This window comes from Bacillus sp. FH (genome assembly GCF_052216825.1).
Lineage (GTDB): Bacteria > Bacillota > Bacilli > Bacillales > Bacillaceae_G > Bacillus_A > Bacillus_A paranthracis.
The window spans coordinates 1,007,676-1,026,810 of the sequence record NZ_JBQOUU010000001.1 but is presented as its reverse complement, the minus strand read 5'-3'; the positions used below and the strand labels follow the sequence as shown (position 1 = coordinate 1,026,810).

Below are 19,135 nucleotides of genomic sequence, written 5' to 3'. Positions count from 1 at the left end.
GAAATATTGAGGTGTTAGTAGTGACAGAATTAGGACAAAAGCTGAAAGAAGCAAGAGGAACGAAAGGCTTGTCTATTGATCAGCTGCATGAGATTACAAAAATTCAAAAACGCCATTTAGTAGCAATTGAGGAAGGCAATTATGATGTATTGCCAGGAGCTTTTTATGCGCGTGCATTCATTAAACAATACGCAGATGCGGTTGGATTAAATGGAGAGGAACTGCTTGTAGAATATCAGAGTACGATACCACAATCTGAAAAACGCGACGTTCCACAAGTGTCAACCGGACAAAAAACACAAGAAACAATGCAGAAATCTTCATCATGGCCAATTGCAGATCATATGCCGAAAATCTTAGTTGCGCTGCTAGTAATCGCAGTTGGAGTGGTAATTTGGTTTATTTTCCAAGCGTTAACTGGAAAAGGTGATGAGAAGGTTCCGAATGCTCAAAGTGAGAAAATTGAAGTTAAAAAAGCGGAAAATTCTCCGTTAGATACGAAGAAAGATGAAGTGAAAGCGGAAGAGCCGAAAAAAGAGGAACCAAAAAAAGAAGAATCGAAAAAAGAAGAGCCAAAGAAAGAAGAACAACCAGCGCAACCAACAGGACAACAAGAAATCAAAGTAGTTGGGACAACTGGTAAGGAGTCCACTTTGGAAATTCATAACAATAAAACGTTAGAATTAGAAATTACAACAAAAGGTGCAAGTTATGTAGGTATTAAAAATGAGGCAGGAAATGATATCTTTAGTGGAACAATAGAGGAAGGTCAAACTCAAAAATATGATTTATCAACAGCGAAAGTGGTAAACCTTAATATAGGAAGTGCACCGAATGTTGAATTTAAATTAAATGGCCAAGTGGTTACATTCCCGTTGAATCCAGAAGAGAATTATCATCAAAAATTCTTGATTAAAAATCTAGGGATAGAGCAACCTGCACAATAACAGTCATCGCTTCGATGACTTTTTTCAATGAACAAATGTTTTTGATATGATGGAGGAATAGCTGTGAATTTACCAAATAAAATTACAATATCTAGAATCTGCTTAATTCCAATTTTTATGGTAATTATGTTAGCGCCCTTTGATTGGGGTTCATACACAATTGGTGATGTTGATTTACCAATTCAACATTTAATAGGAGCGCTTATCTTTATTGTTGCTTCGGCTACAGATTGGATTGATGGACATTACGCAAGAAAGTATAATCTTGTAACGAATTTAGGGAAGTTCCTTGACCCGTTAGCTGATAAATTACTTGTTTCAGCGGCACTTATCACGTTAGTTGAGATGCAATACGTACCTGCTTGGATTGTTATTGTCATTATAAGCCGTGAGTTTGCGGTCACTGGTTTACGTCTTGTACTTGCTGGAACAGGGGAAGTAGTTGCGGCAAATCAGCTAGGGAAAATTAAGACGTGGACACAAATCATCGCGATTGCGGCATATTTATTACACGATGTACCTTTAAATTTAATCCATATTCCAGTTGCTGATATCTTTATATGGATTGCATTAATTTTTACTGTTATTTCAGGATGGGATTATTTCTGGAAAAATAGAGCTGCTTTTGTAAACTCAAAATAGAAGTTTATGGGGGAATTGGGATGAATGCTGAAATTATTGCGGTTGGAACAGAATTATTACTTGGACAAATTGCAAATACGAACGCCCAGTTTTTATCTGAAAAGTTAGCTTCAATTGGCATTAATGTGTACTACCATACTGTAGTTGGAGATAATAACAAACGATTACAGCAGGCGATTGAAGTTGCAGAAGAACGTGCGGACATGCTTATTTTTACAGGTGGATTAGGACCGACAAAAGATGATTTGACGAAGGAAACAATTGCGTCTAGCTTAGCGGAAGAGCTTGTATATGATGAAAAGGCATTGGCATCAATAAGCGATTACTTTAAGCGAACAGGTCGAGAGTTCACGGAGAATAATAAAAAGCAGGCGCTCGTTTTGGATGGAGCGACTGTATTTGCAAATGATCACGGTATGGCACCTGGTATGGGATTAAATAAGAACGGAAAAGTTTATATTTTATTACCAGGACCACCGAAAGAAATGAAGCCGATGTATGTAAGTTATGTGGAGCCTTTTTTACGTAACTTTACAACAGGAGAAAACATTTATTCTCGCGTGCTTCGCTTTTTCGGAATTGGGGAATCTCAATTAGAGGTGAAAGTTCAAGATTTAATTGATGGACAAACGAATCCGACAATCGCCCCGCTTGCCAATGATGGAGAAGTGACATTACGTTTAACGGCTAAACATCAAAATGTTCATGAAGCGGAGAAACTCATTCAGCATGTGGAAGATTTGATTTTAGAAAGAGTTGGAGAATTTTTCTACGGGTATGACCAAGAGTTTCTACATTATAAGGCGATAGAGTTATTGAAGAAAAAAGGATTAACTTTAGCGTGTGCGGAAAGTTTAACAGGTGGTCTCTTTGGTAATCAAGTAACAGAAAACGCTGGTGTGTCTTCCGTATTTAAAGGCGGTGTCATTTGTTACCATAATGATGTGAAGCAACATGTATTACATGTACCTGAGGAAGTCTTGTCTACTGACGGTGCAGTTAGTAAAGAATGTGCTCGTTATCTTGCTGAAAATGTTAGAGAATTATTAAAAGCGGATATCGGAATTAGTTTCACTGGGGTAGCAGGACCAGATGCTTCAGAACATAAAGAGCCGGGAACTGTATTTGTTGGATTGGCGATTAAAGATGAACCAACTGTAGTCTTTCCTCTAAATTTAAGCGGAAGTCGTCAACAAATTAGGGAACGCTCAGCAAAATATGGATTTTATCATTTGTATAAAAAGCTAGAAGAGATATAAGTCTCTTTTAGCTTTTTTTAATGGTTAAATGTGGTTATATTTAATGAAAAATAAAAAAATCGAATAAATGTTCGATTTTTGTTGGCAAATTGAATTGAAAATAGGTATAATAAGATTAGCAATTCAGTTAAGGAGGAATTTTGAATGAGTGATCGTCAAGCGGCATTAGATATGGCGTTAAAACAAATAGAGAAGCAATTCGGTAAAGGTTCAATTATGAAATTAGGAGAACAAGCGGAGCGTAGAGTTTCTACAGTTTCTAGTGGTTCTTTAGCACTTGATGTGGCATTAGGGGTAGGCGGATACCCACGTGGCCGTATTATCGAGATTTATGGACCTGAGAGTTCAGGTAAAACAACAGTTTCATTACATGCAATTGCAGAGGTACAGCGTCAAGGTGGACAAGCAGCATTCATCGATGCGGAGCATGCAATGGATCCTGTATATGCACAAAAATTAGGTGTTAATATCGATGAATTACTATTATCACAACCTGATACAGGGGAGCAAGGTTTAGAAATCGCAGAAGCACTTGTACGAAGTGGTGCGGTTGATATTATCGTAATTGACTCTGTAGCAGCTCTTGTACCAAAAGCTGAGATTGAAGGAGACATGGGTGACTCACACGTAGGTTTACAAGCTCGTCTAATGTCTCAAGCACTTCGTAAACTTTCAGGTGCAATCAATAAATCAAAAACAATCGCAATCTTTATTAACCAAATTCGTGAAAAAGTTGGGGTTATGTTCGGAAACCCAGAAACAACTCCAGGTGGTCGTGCGTTAAAATTCTATTCAACTGTTCGTCTTGAAGTACGTCGTGCGGAGCAATTAAAACAAGGTAACGACATTGTTGGTAATAAAACAAAAGTAAAAGTAGTTAAAAATAAAGTGGCACCACCATTCCGTGTTGCGGAAGTTGATATTATGTACGGAGAAGGTATTTCAAGAGAAGGTGAAATCTTAGATATGGCTTCTGAACTTGATATCGTTCAAAAGAGCGGTGCTTGGTACTCTTATAATGAAGAACGCTTAGGACAAGGTCGTGAAAATTCGAAGCAGTTCTTAAAAGAAAATACGGATTTAAGAGAAGAAATTGCCTTCTTTATTCGTGAGCATCACGGAATTAGCGAAGATTCAGGTGCTGAAGATATGGAAGATCCAAGTCTTCTTGATTAAAGTGGGATAAAAGACACGGCTTCGTGTCTTTTATTTTTGTATCATTATGAAAGCGTTGTATATCGTTGGAGATAAAATATTTAATCCATCTAAAACAGTATGTGTACAGAGGGATATATGCTTGTTTTACATGAATAAACTGGAATTTACTAAGGTTTTCCAGGATAATATGCTCTCTGCTTTTTAAATTCCTATATAAATTAGAGCTGAAGGTAAAGAAAGTAAAAGTAGACAACGCTTGACAATGAAAATTGCGATAGATACAATGAGAATGTATATTTTTTCTTATATACGAAACACTCTTCTCAAGAAGAGAAGTAATATTCGGAGTAAGACTTAAATCTTGCCGAAATAATAATATGACATTTTAATTGTGAAATGAAGAAAGTCCCTTAAAAAAGCGGGACGACGGTCTTTGCTGTATGTTGTTATTCAATGTACATGCCGACAGTCTTTTTTCATTCATAGCAAGGGGAGGTGAAATCATGAGTAGTACTGCAGTTTGGATACTCATCTCCATTTTGCTTGCAACAGTCGGTGCAGTTGTTGGCTTTTTTGTTCGAAAGTCTATTGCTGAAGCGAAGATTAATGGTGCAGCTAATGAAGCGAAACGTATTATAGATGAAGCGAATCGTGAAGCTGAAGCACTTAAGAAAGAAGCGCTTTTAGAAGCAAAGGATGAAATTCATACACTTCGTACAGAAGCTGAATTAGAAATTCGTGACCGTAGAAGCGAATTACAAAAACAAGAAAATCGTTTAATGCAAAAAGAAGAGAACCTTGATCGTAAAGACGAAACGCTCGATAAACGCGAGCAACAGTTAGAAAAGAAAGAGGATTCTCTTGTAGCGAGACAACAACAGATTGAAGAGTTGGAAAGCAAAGTGGGAGAGTTAGTTCAAAAGCAACAAACAGAATTAGAGCGCATTTCCAATCTGACACGCGAACAAGCGAAAGCAATTATTCTTGGTAAAGTAGAAAGTGAAGTTTCTCATGAAATTGCCGTAATGGTAAAAGAAAGTGAAGTTCGTGCGAAAGAAGAAGCAGATAAGAAAGCAAAAGAGATTTTATCTCTTGCAATGCAGAGATGTGCAGCTGATCATGTTGCTGAAACAACCGTTTCGGTTGTAAATCTTCCAAATGACGAAATGAAGGGACGTATTATCGGACGTGAAGGTCGAAATATTCGTACGTTAGAAACGTTAACAGGTATTGACCTAATTATCGATGATACACCAGAAGCGGTTATCCTTTCTGGATTCGACCCAATTCGTCGTGAAACAGCTCGTATCGCTCTTGATAAACTAGTACAGGACGGACGTATTCACCCAGCGCGTATTGAAGAGATGGTCGAAAAATCAAGACGTGAAGTGGACGAGTATATTCGTGAAGTCGGAGAGCAAACAACGTTTGAAGTGGGTGTTCACGGTTTACATCCAGATTTAATTAAGATTTTAGGTCGTTTAAAATACCGTACAAGTTACGGGCAAAACGTCTTAAAACACTCTATGGAAGTTGCATATTTAACTGGACTTATGGCAGCAGAGCTTGGTGAGGATGAAAAACTAGCAAGACGTGCTGGTCTATTACATGATATCGGTAAAGCGATTGACCATGAAGTAGAAGGTAGCCACGTTGAAATTGGTGTTGAACTCGCAACGAAATATAAAGAGCATCCTGTAGTTATAAACAGTATTGCATCTCACCACGGAGACACAGAACCAACTTCTATCATTGCAGTTTTAGTTGCAGCAGCAGATGCATTATCAGCTGCAAGACCTGGAGCTCGTAGTGAAACACTTGAGAACTATATTCGTCGTCTTGAAAAGTTAGAAGAGATTTCAGAGTCTTATGAAGGCGTAGAAAAATCTTTCGCAATTCAAGCAGGACGAGAAGTTCGTATTCTGGTAAAACCAGATACAATTGATGATTTAGAAGCTCATCGTTTAGCTCGTGATATTCGAAAACGTATTGAAAATGAACTGGATTACCCAGGGCATATTAAAGTAACTGTTATTCGTGAAACACGCGCAGTGGAATACGCAAAATAAAGTGGTGAAACACCACTTTATTTTTTTGTGTTGGAATTGGTTAAAATAAAGGAAATTAGTTATACCTAGCATACAAGTGAAACAAACTTATAATAAATATATTGTAAGATAATTACTTGAAGCTATAGTAATAAAAAATGTAGTACATAGGAAGGGTAAGACATATGAGAATATTATTTGTTGGGGATGTAGTAGGATCTCCTGGTAGAGGTATGATTCAACAATACGTACCGGCATTAAAGAAGAAATATACACCTACAGTAACCATTATTAATGGGGAAAATGCAGCAGGTGGACGTGGAATTACGGAAAAAATATACCGAAACTTTTTAGAATGCGGAGCACAAGCGGTTACACTTGGAAATCACGCTTGGGATAACCGTGAAGTATTTGAATTTATTGATGATGCAAAATATCTTGCAAGACCAGCTAACTTCCCAGAAGGCACTCCAGGAAAAGGGCTTATTTTTGTGAACTGTAATGGAACAGAAGTTGCAGTTATTAACTTACAAGGACGTACGTTCCTTCCTCCGATTGATTGTCCATTCCGTAAAGTGGATGAATTAATTAGCATTGCGAAAAAACGTACGAATATTATTTTTGTTGATTTCCATGCGGAAACTACAAGCGAAAAACAAGCGTTAGGTTGGTATGTAGATGGTCGTGCTACAGCGGTAGTAGGTACACATACGCATGTTCCTACAGCAGATAATCGTATTTTACCAAGCGGAACGGCATATATCACAGATGTTGGTATGACAGGACCGTACGATGGAATTTTAGGTATGGACCGAGAAGCGGTATTGAAGAAGTTTTTAACAAACTTACCAGTACGATTTGAAGTGACAAATGGTAGAACACAATTAAGTGCAGTGCTAATTGATGTGGACCCTAATACGGGAAAAGCTAAGAAAATTGAGCGTATCTTAATTAATGATGATCAGCCATTTTTTGAGTAATTCCTATTAAAATTTAGATAAGTTATTATTTTTTAATTTTTTAGAAAAATTACAGAAATTTAGCAGGAATACGTGTCATTCCTCGTGAATATAAGTTAAAGTGAAATAATTGCTAATACTTTTTATAGAAACGAGGAGGAAACGCGGAATGGAAATATTAAAAGTTAAAGCAACGTCGGTCCCTAATTCTGTAGCTGGTGCACTTGCAGGTGTTATTCGCGAACGCGGAACAGCAGAAATTCAAGCCATTGGTGCAGGTGCATTGAACCAAGCTGTAAAGGCAGTAGCAATTGCAAGAGGATTTGTAGCGCCTAGTGGTTTGGACCTGATTTGTATCCCAGCGTTTACGGATATCATGATTGATGGGGAAGAACGTACAGCAATAAAATTAATTGTAGAACCTCGTTAAGTTTAAACAACCTGTTTGCAGTATGCAAACAGGTTGTTTTTATAATGGAGGAATGAAAATGAAAATTTTTGATGCTCATTGTGATGTGCTTCTTCAGTTATGGAGTGCACAAGGGAGAAAGGATTTTAAACATGATTCGCAATTACATATTACATTTGAACAGTTAAAGAACAGAAAAGGAAGTATACAATGTTTTGCTATATATGTGCCAGAAACAGTGGCATATGAAAACCGATTTGAAGTAGCATTGCAAATGGTAGATATTTTTTATAATGAAATTTTATCCTTACCAGGTGTGAAGTTTATTCAGACAAAAGATGATATGAACATGTTAAAACAGGACGAGATTGGAGCGATATTAACATTAGAAGGATGCGAAGCAATTGGAAAAGATGCAATGAAATTACGGTTGTTGTATCGCCTAGGAGTACGTTCTTTTGGACTAACATGGAATTATGCCAATCTATTAGCTGATGGTGCGCTAGAGACACGTGGGGCAGGTTTAACGACTTCTGGTAAACATGTTGTACAAGAACTGAATGCGTTACATGTATGGACTGATGTGTCTCATTTGAATGAAAGAAGTTTTTGGGATGTGATTGAAATTGCAAAAAATCCTATTGCTTCCCACTCAAATTGTATGAAACTTTGTCAGCACCCACGTAATTTAAACGATGAACAACTTAAAGCTCTTATAAAGCGAAATGGCATGATCGGTGTCACTTTTGTACCGCAGTTTCTAACAAATGAAAAACAAGCGAATGTAGCAGATATAGTAAGACATATCGAATATATTTGTTCATTAGGTGGAGAGAACAATATAGGGTTTGGTTCGGATTTTGATGGGATAGTAGAAACAGTTGTAAATGTATCAGCGTATCGAGATTATGAAAATGTAATGAACGAGCTTTGTAAACACTATGCTGCATCTACTGTAGAGCGATTTTTATATGATAATTTTGTTGAACATATAAGCTTTTAAAATTTTTGTTTTAAAAATCCAGAAAAATTAGAATTAATTCATTTGATATTATTGCTTTTTTTAAGACCTAATACTAGAATGAAAAACAAAATAGCTTTATACTAAAGATTCAGGGAAATCAGAAGAGGCATAATTTGCGTCCATTGTAGTTTATTTGCATAAAAAATGCTAAACTATTACTGTAAAAAAATACACTACAATGAATGCAGCCAAAAGGGGTGTAGGAGATGATTAGTCAACTTTCATGGAAAGTTGGAGGCCAACAAGGTGAAGGAATTGAAAGTACAGGAGAAATCTTCTGTATTGCATTAAACCGATTAGGATATTACCTATACGGTTACCGCCACTTCTCATCACGTATAAAAGGCGGCCATACAAATAATAAAATTCGTGTAAGTACAACAGAAGTACGCGCGATCTCAGATGATTTAGATATTTTAATTGCTTTTGATCAAGAAACAATTGATTTTAACTTCCACGAACTACGTCCGGGCGGGATTGTAGTTGCAGATGCGAAATTTAATCCGACAATACCTGACAATACAGATGTAAATCTATATGTGATACCGTTTACAGATATTGCATCAGAATTAGGCACATCATTAATGAAAAACATGGTTGCTGTTGGAGCATCAAGTGCGGTATTAGGATTAGATGAAACAGCTTATTTAGATGTTGTTGAAGAGATCTTTGGTCGTAAAGGAGAGCAAGTCGTTCAAAAGAACATGGACGCAATTAAGCGCGGCTCTCAATATATGAAAGAGTTACTAGGTGAGAAAGTAAACATGATGCAGCTTGAAAAAGCTGATGGTCAGAAGCGCATGTTTATGATTGGGAACGATGCGATCGCATTTGGTGCAGTAGCTGGTGGTGCTCGCTTTATGTCTGCATATCCAATTACACCTGCATCTGAAATTATGGAATACTTAATTAAAAAATTGCCAAAAGTCGGCGGAACAGTAATCCAAACTGAGGATGAAATTGCAGCTTGTACAATGGCAATCGGTGCAAACTATGCTGGTGTTCGTACATTAACTGCATCTGCTGGTCCAGGTCTATCTTTAATGATGGAAGCGATTGGTTTAGCAGGTATTACAGAAACGCCATTAGTAATTGTTGATACACAACGTGGTGGTCCAAGTACAGGATTACCAACGAAACAAGAGCAGTCTGATTTAATGGCAATGATTTACGGTACGCACGGTGAAATTCCAAAAATCGTAATGGCGCCAAGTACAGTGGAAGAAGCTTTCTATGATATTGTAGAAGCGTTTAACTTATCTGAAGAATATCAAGTACCTGTTATTTTCTTAACAGATTTACAGCTTTCTTTAGGGAAACAGACAGTAGAACCACTTAAGTTAGATAAAGTGGAAATTCGTCGTGGTAAGCTTGATTTAGAAGCGGAATTACCAGAACGTGAAAATAAAGCATACTTCAAGCGTTATGAAGTAACAGAAGATGGCGTTTCACCACGTGTTTTACCTGGTATGAAAAATGGTGTTCACCATGTTACAGGTGTAGAACATGATGAAACTGGTAAACCATCTGAATCAGCATTAAACCGTAAAGATCAAATGGACAAACGTTTCCGTAAAATGGAGAACTTGAAGTTTAATACCCCTGTTTATAAAAATGTTAAGCATGAAGAAGCAGACGTATTGCTTGTTGGATTTAACTCAACTCGTGGTGCGATCGAAGAAGCAATGGAGCGCTTAGAACAAGAGGGTATGAAAGTAAACCATGCTCATGTGCGTTTAATTCACCCGTTCCCAACAGCTGAAATCGATCCACTTGTGAAAAATGCGAAGCGTGTTGTAGTGGTAGAAAACAATGCAACAGGTCAACTTGCTAACATTATGAAAATGAATCTTGGTAACGGTGAGAAAATTTCTAGTCTTTTAAAATATGATGGGAACCCATTCTTGCCGAAAGAGATTTACAACGAATGCAAAAAAGGGGTTGTATTAAATGGCAACATTTAAGGACTTTCGTAACAGTGTAAAACCAAACTGGTGCCCAGGTTGCGGAGACTTCTCGGTGCAAGCTGCAATTCAACGTGCGGCAGCTAACGTTGGCTTAAATCCAGATGAACTTGCTGTTATTTCTGGTATCGGCTGTTCAGGTCGTATTTCAGGTTATATTAATTCATATGGTGTGCATAGTATTCATGGTCGTGCCCTTCCAATTGCACAAGGTGTAAAAATGGCAAACCGTGATTTAACAGTTATCGCATCAGGTGGTGACGGTGATGGATTTGCGATTGGTATGGGACATACGATCCATTCTATTCGTCGTAACATTGACATTACGTACATCGTAATGGATAACCAAATTTACGGATTAACAAAAGGGCAAACTTCACCACGTAGTGAAGCTGGATTTAAAACGAAAAGTACACCACAAGGTTCAATTGAACCGTCACTAAATGTTATGGAAATGGCTTTAACAGCTGGTGCAACATTTGTGGCACAAAGCTTTTCAAGTGATTTAAAAGAATTAACACAAATTATTGAAGCTGGTATTAACCATAAAGGATTTTCATTAATTAACGTATTCAGCCCATGTGTTACTTACAATAAAGTAAATACTTACGATTGGTTTAAAGAGAATTTAACAAAACTAAGTACAGTAGAGGGATATGATCCGTCTAATCGCATGATGGCTATGCAAACATTAATGGAAAACAACGGATTAGTAACAGGGTTAATTTATCAAAATACAGCGCAACCTTCATACCAAGAACTAGTAAAAGGCTATAGTGAGAAGCCTTTAGTGCAATCTGATTTAAACATGGATCAGAAAATGTTTGATGAGCTTGTTGCTGAATTTATGTAATATAAGAAGAGGAGGTTGCCATTTGGCAGCCTTTTTTAATGAGTAAAAATATAAAGCAGTCTTATTTACTTGGAAAATTCAGAATGGTAAAATAATATATAAATCGTTGTATGAAAATTGCATGTTCATTAACTAGGAAATGTAATAATAGGATAAGCCTTCTTCTTTGTAAAAATTGGCGAAACACTTCATACTATGGTAATGTGTATAGGGATAAAGCAATATGCTTTTGAGTAGGACAAAAGAAATACAAAAAGGGAATGTCTATTTGTGTGGGGAAGACTTCATTCTTATAGATGATTAGATTGATTACTCAAGTTTCAAAGGACAAGTATCTCTCAAGCTATCTAACCATTTTTGAGGTGGGTCTAAGCGCATTAAAATGGACTATAAAGTGTGTATAGTTAAGGGTGAAAGGAGATTACCGATGAACGAGCAACAACGATTAGCAAGTCAACAAGTGAATTCCTCTACGAAAAAAGAAGAGAAAGATTATAGCAAATACTTTGAAAGTGTATACCAACCACCTTCCTTAAAAGACGCGAAAAAGCGAGGGAAAGAAGAAGTTAAAATTGAACGGGATTTTGGCTTACCTGAAGAGTTTCGCAATTTCGGTACAGGAAGAAAGTTTTATATTCGTACATATGGTTGTCAAATGAATGAGCACGATACAGAAGTAATGGCGGGTATTTTCACTGCACTTGGATATGAACCAACCTTTTCAACTGAAGAAGCAGATGTAGTATTATTAAATACTTGTGCTATTCGTGAAAATGCTGAAAATAAAGTGTTCGGTGAACTAGGGCATTTAAAGGCACTAAAACGAAGAAATCCTGATCTTTTAATTGGTGTATGTGGTTGTATGTCCCAAGAGGAATCTGTTGTAAATAAAATTATGCAAAAAAATCAGCATGTAGATATGGTGTTTGGAACGCATAATATTCATAGATTACCGTACATTCTAAAAGATGCAATGTTCTCGAAGGAGACGGTAGTTGAAGTTTGGTCCAAAGAAGGAGACGTAATTGAAAACCTTCCGAAAGTACGTCGTGGTGATATTAAAGCTTGGGTAAATATTATGTATGGCTGTGATAAGTTCTGTACATATTGTATCGTACCGTATACACGCGGAAAAGAGCGAAGCAGACGTCCAGAAGACATTATCCAAGAGATTCGTCATTTAGCTGCGAATGGTTATAAAGAAATTACGTTACTTGGACAGAACGTAAATGCATATGGTAAAGACTTTGAAGATATAGAATACGGTCTTGGCGATTTAATGGACGAGCTCCGTAAAGTTGATATTGCCCGTATTCGTTTTACAACGAGCCATCCACGCGATTTCGATGATCACTTAATTGAAGTGCTTGGAAAAGGTGGCAACTTAGTAGAACATATTCACTTACCAGTTCAATCTGGAAGCACAGAAATGTTAAAAATTATGGCGCGTAAATATTCACGTGAGCATTATTTAGAGCTTGTAAGAAAAATTAAAGAAGCAATTCCAAACGCGGTATTAACAACTGATATTATCGTCGGTTTCCCGAATGAAACAGATGAGCAATTTGAAGAAACGATGTCGTTATATCGTGAAGTAGGGTTTGATACTGCCTTTACCTTTATTTATTCTCCGCGTGAAGGTACACCAGCTGCAAAAATGAAAGACAATGTACCGATGGAAGTAAAGAAAGAACGTCTTCAACGCTTAAATGCATTAGTAAATAAATTGGCAATTGAAAAGAATAATCGTTATAAAGGTCAAATTGTAGAAGTGTTAGTTGATGGAGAGAGTAAAAATAATCCAGAAGTACTTGCAGGTTATACTCGTACAAATAAACTTGTAAACTTTGTTGCTCCAAAGTCTTTAATTGGTCAGCTTGTGAAAGTAAAAGTAACGGATGCAAAAACTTGGTCTCTTAACGGAGAATTAGTTGAAGAGCCGATTGAGGTGGAATAATAGATGAAAGTATATTCGAAAGATGAAATTGTTGAGCAAGCGAAAGAATTAGCAAAAATGATTTCTGAAACAGAAGAAGTTGATTTCTTTAAGAAAGCAGAGGCACAAATTCATAAAAATGAAAATGTGAAGCGCGCAATTGATGAAATTAAAGCACTGCAAAAACAAGCAGTAAACTTGCAACATTACGGGAAATGGGAAGCTTTGAAAAAAGTAGAAGCTGAAATTGATGCCCTGCAAGATAAGTTAGATAGTATCCCAGTTGTACAAGAATTTAAATCTTCACAAACATATGTAAATGACTTACTACAGCTAGTTGCAAGTACGATTTCTAACAACGTAACAGATGAAATATTAATTTCAACTAATGGCGATGTATTGAAGGGTGAAACGGGCGCAGCGGTAGAAAGTAAAAAAGGAAATTGTGGTTGTTAAAGAGATGTCGAATTGACATCTCTTTTTTTAGTGGATTAAACGTAAGTTCTTCTCAAAAAAAGAATGACACATTCCGCTATTGTCACGCATATGATTAAGTGAATAGTGATTGAGGAGGGTTACGAATGTCCGAATTTAGAGAGATTATTACAAAAGCAGTGGTTGGAAAAGGACGTAAGTATACAAAGTCAACGCATACATGTGAATCGAATAATGAGCCAACAAGTATTTTAGGGTGCTGGGTAATTAACCACTCGTACGAAGCAAGAAAGAATGGAAAACATGTGGAAATTGAAGGTTTCTATGATGTGAATACTTGGTATTCATTCGATGGCAATACAAAGACAGAAGTTGTAACAGAACGTGTAAACTACACAGATGAAGTAAGCATTGGATATCGTGATAAAAACTTTTCTGGTGATGATTTAGAAATTATTGCTCGTGTCATTCAGCCACCAAATTGTTTAGAAGCTCTTGTATCACCAAATGGTAATAAAATTGTTGTAACGGTAGAACGTGAATTTGTAACAGAAGTAGTTGGCGAAACGAAAATTTGTGTAAGTGTAAACCCTGAAGGTTGCGTGGAATCAGATGATGCTTTCCAAATTGAAGATGATGAGTTTGAAGAGTTAGATCCGAACTTTATCGTTGATGCAGAAGAAGAGTAATAGAAAGCTAGGGAGAAGTTCTTCCTAGCTTTTTACTTTACATAAGTGGTGCTTAGATGAACATGATTGCTAATGAAATGTGCTATAATGAAGAAAGACTCCTGAAATAGGAGATAAGAGTGTCCGTGAAATGTGACATATATGAATATAGATTATTATGTAAGAATTATGGAGGATAAGTATGACGCAATATACGCCTATGATACAGCAATATTTAAAAGTTAAGGCAGACTATCAAGATGCCTTTTTATTTTTCCGCTTAGGTGATTTTTATGAAATGTTCTTTGAGGATGCGGTTAAAGCAGCCCACGAACTTGAAATTACATTAACGAGCCGAGACGGTGGTAGTAGTGAACGTATACCGATGTGCGGTGTACCGTATCATGCGGCTAAAAACTATATTGAACAACTTGTTGAAAAAGGATATAAAGTAGCGGTTTGTGAGCAAGTAGAAGACCCAAAAACAGCTAAAGGTGTAGTGCGCCGTGAAGTAGTACAATTAATTACGCCAGGAACGATGATGGAAGGGCGTACGATTGATGAGAAAGAAAATAACTTTTTAGCCGCATTAACACATTTTGAAGATGGATCATATGCGTTAGCTTGTAACGATTTAACGACTGGGCAAAATACAGTAACGTTATTGACTGGTTCAGTAGAGGATATTTTATTAGAAGTGTATGCAACTGGTTCGAAAGAAATTGTTGTAGATTCTTCCTTTTCTAAAGATGAACTAAACAAGTTAACGGAAACGTTAAAAATGACGATTTCATATGAAGATGCAACGGCAATTCCTGAAGGGCTAGGACATCTTGTGAAAAATGTTTCACAAGCAAAGTTAATTAAAGCAGTTGGGCGCTTATTTAACTATGTAATAAGAACGCAAAAACGTTCATTAGATCATTTGCAGCCTGTGGAAATTTATTATACGAATCAATTTATGAAGATTGATGTGCATTCAAAACGAAATTTAGAGCTGACAGAAACACTTCGAACGAAAGAAAAAACAGGATCATTATTATGGCTATTAGATAAGACGAAGACTGCTATGGGTGGTCGTATGTTAAAACAGTGGATGGAACGTCCACTTATACAGAAAGAACGAATCGAAGAGCGTTTAGAAATGGTTGAAACGTTTGTAAATGATTACTTCTTGCGTGAAGATTTAAAAGAAAAGTTAAAAGAAGTATATGATTTAGAACGTTTAGCAGGGAAAGTTGCATTCGGTAATGTCAATGCAAGGGACTTATTACAGTTAAGACGATCTTTACTGCAAGTACCAGCTATTTTAGAAGCGATTAGTTTGTTAGATAACGCGTATGCAGCGAGATTAATTCAAGGTGCAGATCCATGTGAGAACTTAACAGAATTACTAGGAAGAAGTATTCAAGAAAATCCACCGCTTTCTATTAAAGATGGAGATATTATTAAAGATGGTTATAATGACAAGCTTGATCAATATCGCTATGTGAGTAAAAACGGAAAAACGTGGATTGCTGAGCTTGAAAAACGAGAGCGTGATATTACAGGAATTAAATCGTTGAAAATTGGATACAACCGTATTTTCGGTTACTACATTGAAGTAACGAAAGCGAACCTTGGAGCATTACCAGAAGGCCGCTACGAGCGTAAACAAACGCTTGCTAATGCGGAACGTTTCATTACAGATGAACTAAAAGAAAAAGAAACATTAATCTTAGAAGCTGAAGAAAAAATTGTACAACTAGAATACGATTTATTTACAGCGCTTCGTGAAGAAGTAAAAGTATTTATTCCGAAATTACAGCATTTAGCGAAAGTAATTAGTGAATTAGACGTACTGCAAAGTTTTGCAACAGTTAGTGAAGAAGAACAGTTTGTAAAACCTGTACTAACAACGAAGCGCGAAATCTTTATTAAAGATGGTCGTCATCCTGTCGTTGAAAAAGTATTGAACGGGAAATTGTATGTACCGAATGATTGTATTATGCCAGAGAATATGGATGTATTTTTAATTACAGGACCGAACATGTCTGGTAAAAGTACGTATATGAGACAATTAGCACTTGTAACGGTTATGTCGCAAATTGGTTGTTTCGTACCAGCAACAGAAGCAGTATTACCTGTATTTGACCAAATCTTTACGAGAATTGGCGCGGCGGATGATTTAATTTCAGGTCAAAGTACATTTATGGTCGAAATGTTAGAAGCGAAAAATGCCATTGCAAATGCATCAGAAAGAAGTTTAATTTTATTCGATGAAATTGGACGCGGTACATCTACGTATGATGGTATGGCACTTGCACAAGCAATCATTGAACATATTCACGACCAAATTGGTGCAAAAACGTTATTCTCTACACATTATCATGAATTGACAGTGCTAGAAGACAGTTTAGATCAACTGAAGAATGTACACGTTTCAGCTATTGAAGAGAACGGAAAAGTAGTATTCCTTCATAAAATTCAAGACGGGGCAGCAGATAAAAGTTACGGAATTCACGTTGCGCAACTTGCAGAGCTTCCAGATAGCTTAATCGCTCGAGCGAAAGAAGTATTAGCGCAACTTGAAGGACAGGAAGAAATTATTATTCCAAAGCGTGTAGAAGTGAAAGCGCAGGCGCAAGAAGTTATTCCAGAGCCTGTAGTTGTAAAAGAAGAACCAGTAGAAATAGAAGAGACGAAAGCAGAGACTGAAGAAGAATCACAACTATCATTCTTTGGTGGAGAACAATCTTCGAAAAAACAAGACAAGCCAGTTTTAGATGCAAAAGAAACGGCAGTACTGACGCAAATTAAAAAAATTGATTTACTTGATATGACACCTTTAGAAGCGATGAACGAACTGTATCGCTTACAAAAAAAGTTAAAGAAAGGATGAGTAAGTAGATGGGTAAAATTCGCAAACTAGATGATCAACTCTCTAACTTAATTGCGGCAGGGGAAGTAGTAGAGCGCCCTGCCTCAGTCGTAAAAGAACTTGTGGAAAATTCTATCGATGCGAATAGTACATCTATTGAAATCCACTTAGAAGAAGCTGGTTTATCGAAAATTCGCATCATTGATAATGGGGACGGCATTGCAGAAGAAGATTGTATCGTCGCTTTTGAACGACATGCGACGAGCAAAATTAAAGATGAAAACGATCTGTTTCGCATAAGAACACTCGGTTTCCGCGGCGAGGCATTACCGAGTATTGCCTCAGTTAGTGAATTAGAATTAATCACTAGCACAGGTGATGCACCTGGTACGCACCTTATTATTAAAGGTGGAGACATTATAAAGCAGGAGAAAACAGCGAGCCGAAAAGGAACAGATATTACAGTACAAAACTTATTCTTTAATACACCAGCGCGTCTTAAATATATGAAAACCATTCATACAGAGCTTGGGAATATTACAGATATCGTGTATCGTATTGCAATGTCACACCCAGAAGTATCGTTAAAGCTATTTCATAATGAAAAGAAATTGCTTCATACATCAGGAAATGGTGATGTAAGACAAGTACTTGCATCGATTTATAGCATTCAAGTTGCAAAGAAGCTTGTTCCAATTGAAGCGGAATCTTTAGATTTCACAATTAAAGGCTATGTAACATTACCAGAAGTAACGAGAGCATCTCGAAATTATATGTCAACAATCGTAAATGGTCGTTACGTTCGAAATTTCGTATTAATGAAAGCTATTCAGCAAGGATACCATACATTATTGCCAGTCGGACGATATCCAATCGGCTTCTTATCGATTGAAATGGATCCAATGCTAGTTGACGTTAACGTACATCCTGCGAAATTAGAAGTTCGTTTTAGTAAAGAACAAGAATTACTAAAGCTTATCGAAGAAACATTGCAAGCAGCATTCAAAAAAATACAGCTCATTCCAGATGCAGGTGTAACAACGAAGAAAAAAGAAAAAGATGAAAGTGTGCAAGAACAGTTTCAGTTTGAGCATGCGAAGCCGAAAGAACCATCCATGCCGGAGATCGTTTTACCGACGGGCATGGATGAAAAACAAGAAGAACCGCAGGCTGTGAAACAGCCAGCGCAGCTTTGGCAACCGCCAAAACAAGAATGGCAACCACCACAATCGCTCGTAAGAGAAGAACAAAGTTGGCAGCCATCTACTAAACCGATAATGGAAGAACCGATTCGAGAAGAGAAATCGTGGGACAGTAACGAAGAGGATTTTGAACTAGAGGAATTAGAAGAAGAAGTTCAGGAAATAGAAGAAATCGAAATGAACGGTAATGATTTACCGCCGCTTTATCCAATTGGACAAATGCATGGAACATATATTTTCGCTCAAAATGATAAAGGCTTATATATGATTGACCAACATGCCGCGCAGGAACGTATTAATTATGAATACTTCCGTGATAAAGTAGGACGAGTAGCACAAGAAGTACAAGAACTACTCGTACCATACCGTATCGATTTATCTCTTACCGAATTTTTACGTGTCGAAGAGCAACTAGAAGAACTAAAAAAAGTTGGACTATTTTTGGAGCAATTCGGCCATCAATCCTTTATCGTTCGCTCGCATCCAACGTGGTTCCCAAAAGGGCAAGAAACAGAAATTATCGATGAAATGATGGAGCAGGTCGTTAAACTAAAAAAAGTTGATATTAAAAAATTACGTGAAGAAGCAGCCATCATGATGAGCTGTAAAGCTTCAATTAAAGCAAATCAATATTTAACGAACGATCAAATATTTGCTTTACTGGAAGAACTTCGTACAACAACAAACCCATACACATGCCCGCACGGAAGACCAATTCTTGTGCATCATTCTACTTATGAGTTGGAGAAGATGTTTAAGAGGGTTATGTAG

Annotated in this window: 15 protein-coding genes; all 15 read left to right on the top strand. The window is 37.0% G+C overall.

Annotated elements, in window-relative coordinates:
- Positions 1-20 precede the first annotated feature (20 nt).
- The 15 genes from ACTT1L_RS05425 to mutL all read left to right on the top strand — a co-directional run bounded on the left by ACTT1L_RS05425 (position 21) and on the right by mutL (position 19,135).
- Complete coding sequence (locus ACTT1L_RS05425; RefSeq protein WP_000137486.1) at positions 21-947, top strand: helix-turn-helix domain-containing protein; 927 nt, start codon at positions 21-23, stop codon at positions 945-947.
- Positions 948-1,010: 63 nt separating this feature from the next.
- The gene (gene pgsA / locus ACTT1L_RS05420; protein ID WP_001052963.1) at positions 1,011-1,589 is read left to right on the top strand and encodes a CDP-diacylglycerol--glycerol-3-phosphate 3-phosphatidyltransferase; all 579 of its coding nucleotides are present in this window, start codon (positions 1,011-1,013) and stop codon (positions 1,587-1,589) included.
- Positions 1,590-1,609: 20 nt separating this feature from the next.
- Positions 1,610-2,848, top strand: coding sequence for a competence/damage-inducible protein CinA (gene cinA, locus ACTT1L_RS05415; protein ID WP_000990717.1), 1,239 nt, complete (start codon positions 1,610-1,612; stop codon positions 2,846-2,848).
- Positions 2,849-2,992: 144 nt separating this feature from the next.
- Positions 2,993-4,024, top strand: a complete 1,032-nt coding sequence (recA, locus tag ACTT1L_RS05410) for a recombinase RecA (protein WP_001283859.1) — start codon at positions 2,993-2,995, stop codon at positions 4,022-4,024.
- Positions 4,025-4,509: 485 nt separating this feature from the next.
- On the top strand, positions 4,510-6,075 hold the full coding sequence (gene rny, locus ACTT1L_RS05405; protein WP_000099355.1) for a ribonuclease Y: 1,566 nt from the start codon (positions 4,510-4,512) through the stop codon (positions 6,073-6,075).
- A 164-nt stretch (positions 6,076-6,239) separates the two neighbouring features.
- Complete coding sequence (locus ACTT1L_RS05400; RefSeq protein ID WP_001221098.1) at positions 6,240-7,034, top strand: TIGR00282 family metallophosphoesterase; 795 nt, start codon at positions 6,240-6,242, stop codon at positions 7,032-7,034.
- A gap of 148 nt (positions 7,035-7,182) precedes the next feature.
- Positions 7,183-7,443 carry a stage V sporulation protein SpoVS gene (gene spoVS / locus ACTT1L_RS05395; protein ID WP_000404341.1) on the top strand — a complete coding sequence of 87 codons (261 nt, stop codon included), beginning with the start codon at positions 7,183-7,185 and terminating at the stop codon, positions 7,441-7,443.
- 58 nt (positions 7,444-7,501) lie between these two features.
- Positions 7,502-8,425 carry a dipeptidase gene (locus ACTT1L_RS05390; RefSeq protein ID WP_000688055.1) on the top strand — a complete coding sequence of 308 codons (924 nt, stop codon included), beginning with the start codon at positions 7,502-7,504 and terminating at the stop codon, positions 8,423-8,425.
- Between the two features lie 227 nt (positions 8,426-8,652).
- On the top strand, positions 8,653-10,410 hold the full coding sequence (locus ACTT1L_RS05385) for a 2-oxoacid:acceptor oxidoreductase subunit alpha (RefSeq protein WP_000625425.1): 1,758 nt from the start codon (positions 8,653-8,655) through the stop codon (positions 10,408-10,410).
- A complete protein-coding gene (locus ACTT1L_RS05380) occupies positions 10,397-11,263 on the top strand; it encodes a 2-oxoacid:ferredoxin oxidoreductase subunit beta (RefSeq protein WP_000190154.1) in 867 nt (288 codons plus the stop codon). The genes ACTT1L_RS05385 and ACTT1L_RS05380 overlap by 14 nt, the downstream gene beginning before the upstream one ends.
- Before the next feature lie 427 nt (positions 11,264-11,690).
- Positions 11,691-13,220: a tRNA (N6-isopentenyl adenosine(37)-C2)-methylthiotransferase MiaB gene (miaB, locus tag ACTT1L_RS05375; RefSeq protein ID WP_001005403.1), complete on the top strand. Its 1,530-nt coding sequence runs from the start codon at positions 11,691-11,693 to the stop codon at positions 13,218-13,220.
- A gap of 3 nt (positions 13,221-13,223) precedes the next feature.
- The gene (locus ACTT1L_RS05370; RefSeq protein WP_000870462.1) at positions 13,224-13,655 is read left to right on the top strand and encodes a RicAFT regulatory complex protein RicA family protein; all 432 of its coding nucleotides are present in this window, start codon (positions 13,224-13,226) and stop codon (positions 13,653-13,655) included.
- A 125-nt stretch (positions 13,656-13,780) separates the two neighbouring features.
- Positions 13,781-14,323, top strand: coding sequence for an outer spore coat protein CotE (gene cotE, locus ACTT1L_RS05365; protein ID WP_001288798.1), 543 nt, complete (start codon positions 13,781-13,783; stop codon positions 14,321-14,323).
- 181 nt (positions 14,324-14,504) lie between these two features.
- On the top strand, positions 14,505-17,183 hold the full coding sequence (gene mutS / locus ACTT1L_RS05360) for a DNA mismatch repair protein MutS (protein WP_442821825.1): 2,679 nt from the start codon (positions 14,505-14,507) through the stop codon (positions 17,181-17,183).
- Between the two features lie 8 nt (positions 17,184-17,191).
- Positions 17,192-19,135 carry a DNA mismatch repair endonuclease MutL gene (mutL, locus tag ACTT1L_RS05355; protein ID WP_000516472.1) on the top strand — a complete coding sequence of 648 codons (1,944 nt, stop codon included), beginning with the start codon at positions 17,192-17,194 and terminating at the stop codon, positions 19,133-19,135.

What these genes read in the sequence shown, in the direction of transcription:
- cinA (WP_000990717.1), top strand. Translation starts at nt 1,610, where the DNA reads ATGAATGCTGAAATTATTGCGGTTGGAACAGAATTATTACTTGGACAA.
- recA (WP_001283859.1), top strand. Translation starts at nt 2,993, where the DNA reads ATGAGTGATCGTCAAGCGGCATTAGATATGGCGTTAAAACAAATAGAG.
- rny (WP_000099355.1), top strand. Translation starts at nt 4,510, where the DNA reads ATGAGTAGTACTGCAGTTTGGATACTCATCTCCATTTTGCTTGCAACA.
- ACTT1L_RS05400 (WP_001221098.1), top strand. Translation starts at nt 6,240, where the DNA reads ATGAGAATATTATTTGTTGGGGATGTAGTAGGATCTCCTGGTAGAGGT.
- spoVS (WP_000404341.1), top strand. Translation starts at nt 7,183, where the DNA reads ATGGAAATATTAAAAGTTAAAGCAACGTCGGTCCCTAATTCTGTAGCT.
- ACTT1L_RS05390 (WP_000688055.1), top strand. Translation starts at nt 7,502, where the DNA reads ATGAAAATTTTTGATGCTCATTGTGATGTGCTTCTTCAGTTATGGAGT.
- ACTT1L_RS05385 (WP_000625425.1), top strand. Translation starts at nt 8,653, where the DNA reads ATGATTAGTCAACTTTCATGGAAAGTTGGAGGCCAACAAGGTGAAGGA.
- ACTT1L_RS05380 (WP_000190154.1), top strand. Translation starts at nt 10,397, where the DNA reads ATGGCAACATTTAAGGACTTTCGTAACAGTGTAAAACCAAACTGGTGC.
- miaB (WP_001005403.1), top strand. Translation starts at nt 11,691, where the DNA reads ATGAACGAGCAACAACGATTAGCAAGTCAACAAGTGAATTCCTCTACG.
- ACTT1L_RS05370 (WP_000870462.1), top strand. Translation starts at nt 13,224, where the DNA reads ATGAAAGTATATTCGAAAGATGAAATTGTTGAGCAAGCGAAAGAATTA.
- cotE (WP_001288798.1), top strand. Translation starts at nt 13,781, where the DNA reads ATGTCCGAATTTAGAGAGATTATTACAAAAGCAGTGGTTGGAAAAGGA.
- mutS (WP_442821825.1), top strand. Translation starts at nt 14,505, where the DNA reads ATGACGCAATATACGCCTATGATACAGCAATATTTAAAAGTTAAGGCA.
- mutL (WP_000516472.1), top strand. Translation starts at nt 17,192, where the DNA reads ATGGGTAAAATTCGCAAACTAGATGATCAACTCTCTAACTTAATTGCG.